The sequence below is a fragment of the Mycobacterium sp. NPDC050853 genome (assembly GCF_040653875.1).
Taxonomy (GTDB): Bacteria; Actinomycetota; Actinomycetes; order Mycobacteriales; family Mycobacteriaceae; genus Mycobacterium.
Genome location: NZ_JBFAGW010000004.1, coordinates 423362 through 437135, shown reverse-complemented (window position 1 = coordinate 437135; position 13774 = coordinate 423362). Strand labels below are relative to the sequence as shown.

At 59.4% G+C, this 13774-nt stretch carries 12 protein-coding genes and 2 pseudogenes; 7 read left to right on the top strand and 7 right to left on the bottom strand.

Translation table 11 applies throughout. From position 1 onward, the window contains the following. Nucleotides 1–203: 203 nt before the first annotated feature. Nucleotides 204–767 carry a recombinase family protein gene (locus AB0H22_RS16770; RefSeq protein WP_358147510.1) on the top strand — a complete coding sequence of 188 codons (564 nt, stop codon included), beginning with the start codon at nucleotides 204–206 and terminating at the stop codon, nucleotides 765–767. Nucleotides 768–953: 186 nt separating this feature from the next. After that, nucleotides 954–1178, top strand: coding sequence for an excalibur calcium-binding domain-containing protein (locus AB0H22_RS16765; protein ID WP_358147374.1), 225 nt, complete (start codon nucleotides 954–956; stop codon nucleotides 1176–1178). A gap of 244 nt (nucleotides 1179–1422) precedes the next feature. On the opposite strand, the gene AB0H22_RS16760 is transcribed toward AB0H22_RS16765, so the two are convergent. Both AB0H22_RS16760 and AB0H22_RS16755 read right to left on the bottom strand, forming a co-directional pair. Further along, nucleotides 1423–2022 carry a hypothetical protein gene (locus AB0H22_RS16760; protein WP_358147372.1) on the bottom strand — a complete coding sequence of 200 codons (600 nt, stop codon included), beginning with the start codon at nucleotides 2020–2022 and terminating at the stop codon, nucleotides 1423–1425. 643 nt (nucleotides 2023–2665) lie between these two features. Beyond that, nucleotides 2666–2848, bottom strand: coding sequence for a hypothetical protein (locus AB0H22_RS16755; protein WP_358147371.1), 183 nt, complete (start codon nucleotides 2846–2848; stop codon nucleotides 2666–2668). A 258-nt stretch (nucleotides 2849–3106) separates the two neighbouring features. Between AB0H22_RS16755 and AB0H22_RS16750 the strand changes: the two genes are divergently transcribed. Then, a complete protein-coding gene (locus tag AB0H22_RS16750; RefSeq protein WP_358147369.1) occupies nucleotides 3107–3967 on the top strand; it encodes a hypothetical protein in 861 nt (286 codons plus the stop codon). Between the two features lie 85 nt (nucleotides 3968–4052). Here AB0H22_RS16750 and AB0H22_RS16745 read toward each other — a convergent pair whose 3' ends face one another. The 4 genes and pseudogenes from AB0H22_RS16745 to AB0H22_RS16730 all read right to left on the bottom strand — a co-directional run. Next, nucleotides 4053–4979: a hypothetical protein gene (locus tag AB0H22_RS16745; protein ID WP_358147367.1), complete on the bottom strand. Its 927-nt coding sequence runs from the start codon at nucleotides 4977–4979 to the stop codon at nucleotides 4053–4055. A 101-nt stretch (nucleotides 4980–5080) separates the two neighbouring features. Continuing rightward, nucleotides 5081–5461 carry a hypothetical protein gene (locus AB0H22_RS16740; protein WP_358147509.1) on the bottom strand — a complete coding sequence of 127 codons (381 nt, stop codon included), beginning with the start codon at nucleotides 5459–5461 and terminating at the stop codon, nucleotides 5081–5083. Between the two features lie 187 nt (nucleotides 5462–5648). Continuing rightward, entirely contained in the window at nucleotides 5649–6335 is a 687-nt protein-coding gene (locus AB0H22_RS16735; RefSeq protein ID WP_358147365.1) for a hypothetical protein, read from the bottom strand. Nucleotides 6336–7181: 846 nt separating this feature from the next. Continuing rightward, nucleotides 7182–7886 (bottom strand): annotated as a pseudogene (locus AB0H22_RS16730) (hypothetical protein); the annotation flags it as partial. 361 nt (nucleotides 7887–8247) lie between these two features. Between AB0H22_RS16730 and AB0H22_RS16725 the strand changes: the two are divergent. Continuing rightward, nucleotides 8248–9111, top strand: coding sequence for a hypothetical protein (locus tag AB0H22_RS16725; RefSeq protein WP_358147363.1), 864 nt, complete (start codon nucleotides 8248–8250; stop codon nucleotides 9109–9111). 60 nt (nucleotides 9112–9171) lie between these two features. Here the strand turns inward: AB0H22_RS16725 and AB0H22_RS16720 are convergent, their stop codons facing one another. Then, the gene (locus AB0H22_RS16720) at nucleotides 9172–10560 is read right to left on the bottom strand and encodes a recombinase family protein (RefSeq protein ID WP_358147361.1); all 1389 of its coding nucleotides are present in this window, start codon (nucleotides 10558–10560) and stop codon (nucleotides 9172–9174) included. A gap of 21 nt (nucleotides 10561–10581) precedes the next feature. On the opposite strand from AB0H22_RS16720, the pseudogene AB0H22_RS16715 reads away from it, so the two are divergent. From AB0H22_RS16715 to AB0H22_RS16705, 3 genes and pseudogenes are all read left to right on the top strand, one after another. After that, a pseudogene (locus AB0H22_RS16715) lies at nucleotides 10582–11763 on the top strand (YifB family Mg chelatase-like AAA ATPase); the annotation flags it as partial. A gap of 36 nt (nucleotides 11764–11799) precedes the next feature. Further along, on the top strand, nucleotides 11800–13230 hold the full coding sequence (locus tag AB0H22_RS16710; RefSeq protein WP_358147359.1) for a recombinase family protein: 1431 nt from the start codon (nucleotides 11800–11802) through the stop codon (nucleotides 13228–13230). Nucleotides 13231–13416: 186 nt separating this feature from the next. Then, nucleotides 13417–13701, top strand: coding sequence for a helix-turn-helix domain-containing protein (locus AB0H22_RS16705; RefSeq protein ID WP_358147357.1), 285 nt, complete (start codon nucleotides 13417–13419; stop codon nucleotides 13699–13701). Nucleotides 13702–13774: the final 73 nt, after the last annotated feature.

Here is a 13774-nt window from a genome sequence, read left to right as displayed (position 1 = left end):
AAACGGACACTCGCGCCGGAAGGGAGCCGGGACCGTTCGACGGCTCTAAACGTGCTGGTCAATTTTCTCAAAAGTTGTATCAAAACGAAAGTCTTGTATTGACATAGTTTTGCGACTTATGAGACGCTTTCGGTATGGCGACGAACAGCACCGCGACAAGCACCCTGGCTCCGACTGCGGAACCGGCGACCGCGACGGGTTGGTTGTTCGGGTATGCCCGTGTGTCCACTGGGCATCAGAGCTTGGATCAACAAGAGGACGCACTGACCGCTGCCGGGGTTGATCCGGCCCGCATCTACAGCGACAAGCAATCCGGCATGTCCACAAGGGAACAACGCCCCGGTCTAGCTGGCTTGCTCGACAAGGCGCGCACGGGGGATGTGATCGTGGTCGTCGGTATCGACCGGCTCGGACGCAACGCCTCGGAAGTCATGTCCACCATCAGGGAACTAGGCCAACACGGCATCGTGCTTAGGTCACTGCGCGAGGGCATCGACACCGGCAACGCTACGGGGCGCATGATCGCCGGAGTCCTCGCCAGTCTCGCGGAATTGGAGCTAGAGCTGGGTAAAGAACGGCGCACAGCGGCGCGTGAGGCCCGTAAAGCGCGGGGTCTGCATGTTGGCCGACCCAAGTCCCTCAGCGCCGAGCAGGCAGCGTTAGCGGCCCGTATGCACGCCTCGGGAGAGTCGGCCACCACGATTGCCAAGGCGGTAGGTGTCAGCCGTGCGACGGTGTACCGGGTGCTGGCAGAACAGGACGGGTAGCAGCACTCAGGGTGTCGGCAACAGTGACTCCCTTGTCGGCACCCGATGCGTGGAGCGTTCCTGGCTGTCGCCGCTGGTTAGGGTGCTTGACGTGGCCAAACATGGGTATGCGAATCCGCCTCTAAACCGGTGGTGATCTTGGTAGCTTCTGTGTCTCACAGTCACTTCACAGAAGCGGGGGCAAACATGGTCGCAATCTCGTCATGCCGGTATCCACGGGGCGCGGTCCTTGCGGCGGCAATGGTGGCGTTATCGCTGCCGGTGGGGGTAGTGCCGGTGGCGCTGGCCGATCCGCCGTACGCCAGCTGCAAAGAAGCTCATGCGGATGGTAAGTACAACATTCCGCGCGGTGCACCGGGCTACTCGGCCAAGCTGGACCGAGACGGAGACGGTCTGGCCTGCGAAGGCTAAACTTTGAGGCGGTCGGCTAAGCGGGGAGCAACACATAGCCCCTCAGTGGAGCTTCCGTTGGTCCAACTCCCCGCCTAGCCGCCTGCACGCAGATGCCCGGACGAATCCACTCCCGGCAGCCAACACGTTGATACTTGGCTCCGCGTTGCGCTTCGCTTTCTGGCATCTTCATGAGATGGAAAAACCCCTTCCGAAACGGCTAACTTCCCCATTGCCGTATCGAAAGGGGCTCTCCGACAATCAGTTACCGGTAAGAGTTACTGGCTGCTGATTGCAACGCTGATTGAACTGCCGATTGCAACGAGGCCGAGCACATGGCCGATGCTTCGACATTGTCCATAGTGGACCAGGCGGCAAGCTGTGCACCTGGAGCGCTGCTGTATGCCTCCGGCTTACCGAAAAGCTGGACTTGGGTAGCCACGGTTTTCGCAGGCACGTAGAAGGCGATATCGCCCCAGGCGTGGCTGTTGTCCACCAGCGACCCCATCAACGGACCTCCGAGGCTGCCAAGGTCGAAATTTCCATTCGCAACCGGCTGGACGTTCCCCGTCTGTAAACGCCAGGTTGATGTCGGAATCGCACCCTTGTCTGCGCTTGCATTCACGTGGAACACCAGTACCCGTCCACCATTGGCCACGCTGCACACCGGACCAGCTGAGACGTCGATATCGCCTTCGAACTTCTCGCCGTTCCATCCCGGCCCCTGCCCACTGATGTGTGCCGCAGAACCCAGTTGTTGGATGCCGGAACTGGCCTCGGATTTGTCACCGCACGCCGCCAATGCGAGAGCACTGGCCACCACGGCACCCACAGCCACGCCATGAGTGATCTTGATAACTGCCATGTTGATTCCATTCTTCGTGCAGGTCGGACGCCTACACGAGATTGGAAGGGGTGGCGGCACACGGCGTGCCCCATTTGGGCGAGTCGCCGCCGCACTGATACCGTTTAATCCTGTCTCCACAACAGGGATTAGGGGTCCCAGGCTGTGACGCCACCACCAAGCAAGCAGCTTGGGGTTCCTTCCACGTAAATCTTATCCATGTCATTTACCGAAATCACCTTGCGACCACGCAAAATATCCCCGACACGGGAAATCTAAGAATCCCACACTGTGGAACAGCGCCAACGCCCAAGCTGTGGATAAGTCCCAAATTAGCTGCTAGATGCTATCCAACGCTTGTGTACAAGCTGTGAGCTAAGTGTGGACAATGACAAACACTAGCCCAGAAAAATAATTTACCCCGCCATCTGCAATCCCCGGCGCGCCGCGCTGCCAAAGGGCTCAACACACGTCTGCATCAGCGATTCGGTTGCTCCGATGGAGCATGAAACAGGCCCCGTTCCACCCGCCAAGCTATTCAACGAGACCCCGTAAGCCTTAGGGGGGTGGGGGGTGCCTCGAAACGTGCCCGGAACACGCCTATCACGGCCAGCGCTCGCTCTCTCTCTGGCCAAACGGCTGATAGGGCACCTGTCAGCGGTTCTTAGGTTTGAGGTGGTGTGTCGGTGGGTTCGTAGTCGAAAACGAGTTCACCGGAGGGCAGGGTGCGCAGCATCTTTTGCGGTTCAGATGGCACATCGGGCATTGGGGGAATGGGTGTGGTGTGGGGCAGTTGTCGGATGCGGTCGGCGTATTCGTTTTCGATGACTTGGATTGCGGCTTTCATGCGTTCTAGGCGCTGCTAGATGGGCCTTACCCCTGATGGACACTGCCGCTCGACTTGCTGGCCTGCCATGGACGGGTAGCTCGGAGAGTTTGGCATGGCTCGGAAGAACTGCATTTTCGATGGCGCTTGACTGCTTGCGCGTACAGCTAGCGGGCTAGTGTGTGTTCACGCTGTTGTCGTCAGGTTTAGGGGGTACGGATGCCGCGTCACGGGGAGCCCGATTCAAGGGCTAGGAACCTACTTAGCTCCGCCTCGCGTGTGGTCCTAGTCAGCATTGTTTTCGCTGTTATCGCAGCTTTTACGGGAACGTGGTTCTACGAGCACTACTACGGCGCGAAGCAGGCCGTCGTCAATGAGCGCCGCATCGCCGAAGACAAAAACTCTATGGATAGCAGAACTCCGGCAGTGCGGGTCTATCTAGACCAGGGGCCATCGGATTGGCCTTCGTGGCTATCGAGCGATGAGATTGATATTCCACCCGGACAGACACGAGGAATTGCGAACACCGGACAACCGACTGATCGGCAGGTTGTCAATACCGCAATGCCCTTCAACCATCACTCCCAAACATCGCAAGTCTCATCGCGAATCTCATTTACCCTTACAGGTCTGCACAACAACCCCGTCCGAATAACGGGTATCAAAGCTGTGATCGACGCACAGCGGCCTCCACCAGCGGGAACCGTCTACTATGCTGTTCCGCAGGGCGCGGGTGGTAAGGAAGACTTCGCGATTGATTTCGGCTCGCCAGACCTCAATGCCCGTATTCAGGACGACGAGGGTGCACCTACCAAGGTCCATTACCTGGGTAAGAGAACCGTCACCCTGTCAAAAGGCGAATCTGTCGGGTTCAACGCAATGATGATCGCGCCCTTCTATGGCACAGACATCGACTACCACCTGACGTTTTCATTCGATGACAAGTCAACGGTCAATGTGTACAGCAGTAGCGGAAAGCCATTCCGGATCGTTGGATACCCGAGCCAAGCCAAACGCGGATATGTCACGGCAAAAGACGGCCCGGAAGATCCCGAGTTGCATAACTATGGGATTTATCCCTGTGCCTGGCCGAAAGAATGCCGTAGTAACGCTCTCCGTGAATGGCCTTACGGGCAATAAAGGGGGGGTGGGGGGAGGCCCTCAAACGTTCTTAGCGCACGCCTCGCTCGGCCAGCGCCCCCTCTCTCTTCGGTAAAATTGCAGCTCACAGATAGGGGTACCCGTACGCGTCGGTCATGGTGCCGCGCCTGTCGAACTCGAACACGGTGTCACCGTTCCATGCTATGTGAATTATGTAAGGAGCAGCCCGGCCATAGGACAGCAGATACGCCAGAGCCGATTTCTTGATATCGGACCTGTAGCCAATATTGGTACGAATTATGTCGTTCCAGACATACCGTGCATGAACGGCAACCCGGAACGAGCCGTCGGTGTGGGGCGTTAGATTCAATGTGCCGTTAAATTCGAAATCGCCGGCGTCTGGGTAGGGAATGTGTAGGTATTGATATCCGATGGCATCCTCACCATTATCGATTTTTACTGAGAAACGCTCAGAAAATTTCGATATACCACCCTCCGGTGAGCCGTCTTCGGATAAAAATCTTTCCACCTGCCGCGACATATGTGCCGCGACGCTGTGCGCTAAAAAATTGTTCCTCATCATGTATTGTGACCAGGCAGAATCATTCTCAATGATCCAGGTTGCGCCGTTCCCGACGAAATAGTGCTCCAAAATTGCGCGACCAGCCCAGTCACTAACTAGTAACGGTTTTCCCGGCCACTCAACTGGGCGTATAGCCAATACGGCAGTCGCAATTAACCCCCATACCGCGAAGGTGAGAAATATCGTCGCAGAGAATGGTCGCGCACGGCGGAAGGGTGCGACCATCCGCCGCGACTGCACCAACTCTAAATCTGTCATGCCCTGGGTATTGCTGACATCAGTACAGCTAGTCAGGCAGTCAATGCCACGCCCCAGCGCATACCTAGTAGCTATCGCAAGCACAGTCGCGACCGCGATCCGCATAGTCCAATCCGCCGCACCCGCATGAACTGTGCCGGTGAACCACAATACCCAGCCCATCACTGTGTTCGGCGCAAACCACCCTAGCGCTACTAACGCCATAGCCATCCCGGCGAAGACTAATAACGCGATCCGAACATGCTGGCGTCGTCGAGGGTTCCTCGCCCCGGGTGTCCAAGCCTGCAGCAACCTTGCCGCTGGCGGTGGTGCTACGTCTCCGGTTGTGTACAAACCGTGAACCGGCGCTGAGGATGCGTATACCCACCGCTTGTGCACCCATCTAGCCCCATGGTGTCAACGATCACCTTCAGCGGCTTGTATTTCTTCGGCGCTTGCGGATCATCACACGACACCTTCTTGACGGGCTGTCCCAAACTCAAACACGACGACGCATCCCACGCCAAATCCAAACACACCGCAAACGGGCCAGTTGCTTTCGAATTGAAGAAATACGAATGATCGGCATCCCCGCACTCCTGAGGCTGATTCACCCGGCGAACAATCCTATACGCGTGCGCCACAGAACTACAATTCACCAAAACCGGCTTCGCATCAACCACTGAACCACCCAAATTCAAACAACCCCCCACCGGCGCATCCTGCTCACCATTCGCCGTCAACGCCCCCGGGGACACCAACTGACCAGAGATACTCGAAAAGTCAGTCGACTCCCGGCCTTTATCTACCGAATCGGTGGCGCAGCCGCTAATGGCTAAAGTGCACAGCGTGGCCTGTGCCAATAAATTCGAAAGTCTTGAAGTCGGCATAGCAGGCGAACTACTTAGCATTCTTAGTATTGTCAAGAGTGGATTCGAACAGCTTTGCGGCTGTATCGCCTGCATCGCCCTGCCAGGTTACCGAGACGATAATGCCGCGAAGATATCCTACGTAACTAGTCTGTTTAGCAGTTTTCACGCCAACCGTTCTCTCTGCAGAGGTCTGCGGTACGGGAGTTAGTTCCTGCCTCATAGCGGGTACTTCTCGATCAAGGCGGGGAGTGTATTCTGGACATTTCTTGACGTAAGCGTCCACACTATTCACGTAGTCAGGACCTGGAAGCTGCCGATCTATAGAAACGGAAATCCAACCATTGGGCGATGATGCATTGTATGTCACAACCAGGTCCCGATAGGCCAGGAAGTATCCCAATGCATTTTCGCCGCAGGCCAAAGGATCCTTTGGTGCGGTTGGTTTGCCGAGTTCTGGAATAGTCCGCGGACCTTTATCAATTGTTACTTTGTTCGGAAAATCACTAGCTGGAGGCATTAATGCGGTTAGTTCATCGTTAGTCTTTGCCCGCAAATCTGATGATTGACTCGGCGCACTTGTACTTGTACTTGCGGATGCTGGCGCATCGCCGCCAGGGCTAAAATCGCATCCAGCCGTTGTCAGTGAAATCACTAGGGTGGTCGCAGCCATTAGAGTCCGGCAAACGCCAAGCTTGTTACTCAGTTTTCTTTCCATAAAATCCTCCTGCGAAGCCCAGTGGTCCAATGCCCGCTGTCGGGTCTATTTTGCCAGACACTGCCCGTATTTGGCTACGGAATTTTTGAATGAGTCCCAGGGAAAGTTTTTTCCCATGTCGAAGTGGCGATCTGAATCTGTAGCCTTATCTTCTTGCTTAATTCGCTCCCAGAATGCTTCGTTAATCAAATTATGATCAACGATCCCCTTCTCGCCCTGCTTCAACTCATCAGCGGTGAGAACTTTCGCAGGAATGCCATTGGCTAATGCTTCACGGACCGAAATATATGCCATTACGTCTAGAGCGTTTCCCATCTTCTCTATCCATTGCTCAGGAGTCCAATACTCGCGGGCATCTGCGATGACGATGTGGATGCCATGGTCATTCGGAAAACTAAAGGCGGAGTACGATTTTAAAGCTGTATCGACCACGTCAAAGACATCAGTGTTGTCGAGAGCAAAATGATAGCTGAGACCTCCTGCCTCATTCTTGAGCCACCCATTCGCGAGATTTGCAGCGGTACGGCCTTCTGGATTCCCCGGCTCGAGTCCTTCTGTATGGAGAACGATCCACTGAACGCCAGCAGGATCACCCGGCTTGTTAGTTCGAGGCCCGTGATTCGCAGATCTCTGGCCTTCAGGCTCCAGCGGATGTTCGGTAAATCCAGGCGGAGTGCAATCCTTTTTGGGTTCTGTTGATTTCGTTGGGGTTGGTGTTTGTTTGGGTTCTGTGGGTTGGTCTTCTTTGTTGCGGTTGTTGGCTTGTTTGTTGTTCTGGTTTTGTGGCTGGTCTTGGGGTGCGGTTTGTTCGTCGGTGACGCAGCATTGCCCGGGCGGTGCCCAGTGGCGGCTGGGCTGCTGGAAGACGCTTCCGGCGCCGCCTGCGTTGGTTGATGCGACGCTGCGGTATTGCTCAACGTTGCCGTAGTACTGGGCCTGTTTGTCGCACTGCTGCCGCATTTCCTGGTCCTGCTGGTCTTGCTGTTGATCATTGTTGTTGGGTTGTTGGGTCTGTGTGGGCGCTTGGCTCTGTTGTTGTGGCTGCTGCTGTCCCTGTTGGGGCTGTTGTGGCTGGTTGCCCTGTTGTGGTGCTTGGTAGTCGGGGTTGGCCTGGCCGGGGCCTTCGGTGTAGGGGGTGGCGGTCTGGTAGTCCGGCGGCTGCGTCCCGTGAATCGGTTGCTGATTGCCTGGCTGTTGTTGCGCGCCTTGCTGACCACCTTGCTGAGGTGCTTGCGGGGTGCCGCTGTTGTAGATGGACACACCGTTGTCTTGATTGAGGGGCGGCCGGTTGATGCCGCCCTGGTAATCGGGCTGCTGCGCAGGCATTTGAGGCGGGGAGAATTGGCCTCCGTTCATCCCTCCGTCGCCGCCGGGTCCGCCTGTGGGGCCTGTGGGATCGGCAGCGGCGGTCTGGACAGTGGAAAAACCTGTGCCGGGCATGGTGTGGTCGCTAGCGACCTTCGCCCCGCCAATAGCAAGGGCCGCAATCGCTACAACTGCCGATACCCTGCGCAAACCTGGCGACATGCGCCAACGGTCACTCATAGCCATCTTGGGTAGACCCTCCCACTCCTTGCCCCACGCGGAGAACGCGCGTAGCTATTCCTGGGAGCATGGCAGACAAGACCAGCTTATGTCCACACAAAGGGCAAAAATATTTGTTTGCTGTCTTAGATTTTTCGGCGCAAGGGGCGGGCGAACCGGGTTAGTGACCTGCTGCCACCTGGCAATATGTCGACCCAGACGTCAGTAACGGTTATGGAACCGAGGTCTAACCGAGGTCCAGCTACTAATTCAGATGCTCCGTGTACCCGAGGCAGCCAGCTCTGGCCCTGGTTGCCGAGGCTGGCGGCTTTCGGCTGGTGCGGTGAGCGGGTTGTGTTGGCTGGTTAGGGGTTAGATTCTGTGGTTGATGAGTAGTGCTTGGTCTGCCGGTGAGCTTGCGGTGGCTGCTGATGTGTCGTTGTCGAACGCGCAAGTAGCGGCACGGTTGGGGCGTTCGGTGGCGGCGGTCAAACAGCGGCGAGCCGTTATGCGGTTGCGGGGTAAGCCGGTTCCCGAGGGTTTGCATGGTAGTACGCGCGCCTATCAGGTGTACGGGTGCCGATGCGCCGATTGTGTACAGGCACGCCGTGGGGCCGAGCAGGCGCGCTACCACGCGCGTAAACAAGCCGAACACACCGAACTAGCCCGTGCTGGTGTCGATACGGGGGCGCGGCATCGTTGGACCGCCGATGAGCTTGCGGTGGCGTTAGATCGGTCGTTGCCGCGCCGGGAAGCTGCGCAAAGGCTCGGATGTACTGAGAACGCGGTGAAGTGGGCGCGGCGACAGTACCTCGGTGGCGCAGTGGCAGCAGAGCGTCCGTGGCGGGAATGGTCACCGGAAGAGTTGGCGGTGGCGCTAAACGCGTCGCTGTCCACTGCGCAAGCCGCGCAGCGGTTGGGGCGCTCGGTCGCGGCAGTCAAAGACATTCGACACCGCTACCGCCGACCCGACACCAGCGCCGATCACGCCACCGAACACGGCAGGGAATGGACCGCTGCTGAGGTTGCGATCGCAGTAGACAAGTCGTTACCGGCTGCCGAAGCTGCCCGCCGTTTAGGGCGCACGATCAACGCGGTGCGCCGTCGCCGCGTCCTGCACAGTGCTGACAACAAATCGGTGCCCGATGACCTGCACGGCACCCTGCACGCCTACCAGGTATACGGGTGCCGTTGTGAGCCATGCCAACAAGCACTAAGACTAAGGGAGCGCACCCGAAATCGGTTGCACTAGTCTCGCTTCGGCAACTTCGCCAGTCCGGCGCCTATCAACACCACGCCGTGTCGGGCTAGGCTACTTCCATACGATCTGGATTTTCGTCGGATCGAAGTAGCCGCCGCCTGGTTGTCTGCCAGGCGCAACAGGCAGGATCGTGACAGTCATCAACGTGTCAATCACCTTGCCCCGCACATCAGGTGGCACATTCTTCCACGCTGCGCGCACATCATCCTCTGCCAGGATCGAGGCTACTGCCGACGACGAACGTATCGACGCAAGTTCAGCGTCCACTACAGCTAGCTTGGCCTGCAAATCGGAGGTGCCACGTTTCAATTGCGGGCCGTCGATGCTGCCATCAGCGAAATAGGCGCTCAGTTCGTCCAGACGCACTCGCAGGCCCTCCCGTTGGGCGTGTAGGGCGCTCACATCGGGTTCGGCACCCAGGATGACTTGACGGGCATTGGGGTCGCTGAGACGGGCAATGACGTGCTCGCTCACATATTCATCGACGTACTCGGCCACACGCGCAAGGTGCTTAACCTGGCTGCATGCGTAGACCTTGCGCCAATCGGCTTTGCGTTTTGAACCGACTTGGGAGGCACTGCCCATCCGGGCACCGCACTTGCCGCACACGTATACCCCGGAGCCTTGGTACTTGCGGACATAGCTGATGTGTTTGGCGCGCGTAGGGTCACGTAACAGGGCCTCTATCGCGGCGAACGTCTCGGTGTCGATGATCGCTTCCCACTGGCCTTGCCCGACGTGCTGGCCTTCGTGCAGGGTGATTCCGGCATTGCGAGGTCGCAACAAGATGGTGCGCACTTCGCGTGACGTGAACTCCTTGCCGCCAAAGGCTGTGCGCAACCCGGCACTGTTCCAGTCTCGTGCGATCTGGCGCAGCGATACCCCACTCAAAACGCGTTGTGTCCCGGCGCGGATGGCCTCGGCTTCTGGCTCGCGTAGACGTAGCCCGTCCGTCTCGTATCCGAACGCGCGCCGACCACCCCGGAACCTACCGTCAAGGGCGGCTTGTTTTTTCGCGCTCTTGGCCCGTTCAATCAAGTGCTCGACCTCATGGCGGGCCATCGCTCCGAGCAAGCGGGCAGTCACCCTGCCGGTGGGCGTGGACAGATCCAAGGTGCCTGCCGTGACCGCCCGGACGTCGATCTTCTTGCGCTCGCACAGTTCGATGAAACCTTCCAGGTCGATCGGTCGCCGGTGCAATCGGTCGGTATGCCATGCGATCACCGCTTGTGCTTTACCGGCTTCTAGCGCCGCCAACATTGCCTCGTAGGCCGGTCGTGCCTTGCCTGAGAACGCCGAAATATCGTTGTCCGAGAACGTTTCTACTACCGTCCAACCGAGGCTGTCGGCCAACCGCATACAGTCCTCGCGTTGACGCTCCACACCGAGCTCACTACCCGCACGATCCTTACTGATACGTGTATAGATCACAGCCAGCATGTTTAACAGCGTACTAGACGACTATACGACCTCGCGCTGGCGACAGCAGTGTTGTCGGCCAACAAGGTACTACCGCCGACGCGTCTGGAGAAGACGTTGCTGCTGGGGGAATTGGCGCTCGACGGACGCGTACGCCCGGTGCGTGGTGTGCTGCCGGCGGTACTGGCCGCCAAACGTGACGGGTGGCCCACGGTGGTGGTGCCCGATGAGAATCTGGGGGAGGCGGGTCTGGTCGACGGTATCGAGGTGCTGGGGGCGCAGACCCTACGCCAGGTCACGGCATGGCTGACTGGTGCGGGCGAGCTCCAACCGGTGCCGCAGTGGAGCTTTCGGCAGCAGGTTGATAGTCCGGACCTGGCGGATGTGGTGGGCCACGCTGATGCGCGGTTCGCTGTCGAGGTGGCGGCCGCCGGTGCGCATCACCTCATGCTGACTGGGCCTCCCGGCATTGGGAAAACCATGCTCGCGCAACGGCTGCCGGGACTGCTGCCGCCACTCTCTGCTGAGGAGGCGCTCGAGGTGACGGCCGTCCATTCGGTGGCGGGCCTGTTGACGGCGCGGCAGCCGCTGATCACCCAACCGCCGTTCGTCGCGCCGCATCACACGTCGAGTGTCGCCGCGCTCGTCGGCGGCGGTTCCGGTACTGCCAAACCTGGTGCGGTGAGCCGGGCTCACCGAGGTGTGTTGTTCCTCGATGAATGCGCCGAGCTGTCCACGGCGGCGCTGGAGGCGTTGCGTACACCGTTGGAGGACGGTGAAATTCGGCTGGCCCGGCGCGACGGCGTGGTCACCTACCCGGCTCGGTTCCAGCTGGTGCTGGCCGCTAATCCGTGCCCATGCGCTCCGGCGAACCCACGTGATTGCACGTGCGCCGCGCCGCTGCGCCGACGCTACTTGGGTAAGTTGTCGGGGCCGCTGCTTGATCGGGTGGACCTTCGGGTAAGGATGCACCCGGTCAGTCAAAACGCCCTCAACGATGACACTGAGGGCACCGCGCTGGTACGTGAGCGCGTCACGCTGGCCCGCGAGCGCGCGGCGCTTCGATGGTCGGCGTACGGATTTCGGGTCAACGCTGATGCCCCGGGTCCGCTGTTACGCAAGGAGTTCCGGCCCTCGCGAGTGGTCATGGAGCCGCTACGCAACGCCATGGAGCGCGGCCTTATCAGTGTTCGCGCCTTGGACCGCTGCTTGCGCGTTGCATGGACGACAAGATAGCAGATGTCGGGTACGATAGCTCTTATGCTGGCCCGTGACAACACCAAGCCCCGTCGAGTTGCCATTTACTTACGCCAGTCGCAGGATCGCGATGGAAACGCGTACGGTATCGAGCGCCAGCGTGAAGAGTGCAAACGCCTTGTTGAGCAACGCGGTTGGGTGATCGTCGGCGAGTTCGTCGACAACGATGTATCTGCACTGTCACGCAAGCCGCGCCCACAATTCGAGGCGATGATGGCTGCGGTGGACGGTGGCGGTGTCGACGTGATCGTCGCCCGGCACATGGATCGACTGCTGCGGCGACTGGCTGAACTTGAGTCGGTGCTCGCGCGGTGCGAAGCGGTTGGTGCGGCCATTGTGACCGCCGCCGATTCGGTGGATACCAGTAACGACGGAGGGCGCCTGGTAGCGCGTCTGCTCGCGTCTGTGGCGCAGGGTGAGGTCGAACGAAAGTCGGCACGACAGCGCGCCGCGGTCGCCCAGGCGGCCAAGCAGGGGCGCCGGGTCGGTGGGCGACGCCCGTTTGGATACGAGCAGGATGGAGTGACGGTACGGCCAGACGAAGCAGCCTTGATCAAGCAGGGTTACGAAATGATCCTTGCTGGGGAATCGATTGCTGCAGTTGCGCGGTCGTGGAATACGGCTGGAATACCCCCGCCGCAGCAGGCCAGCGAATGGGGGCGTGCGGTAGTGCGCGACTGCCTTTCCAACCCGCGGTACGCCGGCCTGCGGCGCCATCGGCCAGAGGCGGAACGGGACGAGATGCGCAAGAATCCGGAGCTGGGCATCGTGGGCACCGCCGAGTGGCCCGCGATCGTCGATGAGCCGACCTGGCGGGCGGTGGCGAAGCTGTTCGCCGACCCGTCGCGCCGTCGCGCACCTGTAGGCGGCAAGGGTCTGCTTACCGGTCTGGCCGTGTGCGGCGTGTGCGACATGACTGTGCACCGCGGCGGTGCGGCGGGGGACTATCCGATGTACCGCTGCCGGTCAAATCGGCACGTGTCGCGTCGTGCCATGCCGGTCGACGAGTATGTCGAGGCGACCATTGTCGAGGTGCTGAAGCGGCCCGACGCGGCAGAGCTCTGGAAGCCGCAGGGTCTGCCCAACTCCACCCAACTCATGGCCGAAGCTGATGTGTTGCGCAAGCGTCTCGACGACTTAGCGGTTGACTATGCCGACGGCATCATGTCCCGCGATCAGTTCCGCATCGCCAACGACCGAGTCGGCGACCGGCTGAACGAGATTGAGAACAAACTGGCTGCTGCGGGGTCATCGTCGCCGTTAGTAATCGTCGCCGCAAAAGACGTGGATGATGCATGGTCGAGGCTGACGACAGCGCAGAGACGTGCGGTAATCGCCACCCTCTGTACGCCGGTGCTGCACTCGCCAGGCCGAGGTGTTCGGCGGTTCGATCCGGCAACGGTCGGCTTCCGTTGGCATCACGGCGATGGTTGATGGACCGGGCCTAGCCTCAGCGTGATTCGGTCGTCCCTTACGAGGACGGCGCCGGCGGAATGGCCCGCGAGTCTGTGTTCGTAAGGGTGTCACGGTCCCTTTCGTTGAATGCGCCTCTGCCCGTAGACAGTACGTACAGGCACGAACGTCGGCTTGTACGCACGAATACGATCGAAGAGCGGAGCCATGGACGAGACAGAGCGGATACTCACCCCCATTCCTGAATGCTGCACGGTGCTCGGTGGCATCAGCCGCACCACGGTGTATGAACTGATCAACCAGGGGCTGTTGACCCGGGTAAACATTGGTGCTCGCGCATTCATCACGGCTGAGAGCATCCTGGAGTACGTCCGCGGCCTATGCGCAGATCAGGCTGTAGGGCAAGGCGATGTGGGCCGAAGTGAACTGGCGACGCCTGACCGCGGCAAGATCGACACGCGTTCACAGCGTCTCGGCGGTGCCGTTGCGTGATGACCCCGGAGCACAAACTACCGGGCCGCTGGCACCGGCCCGGCACTTCAACTGCAGCAATCAAAGACACCCC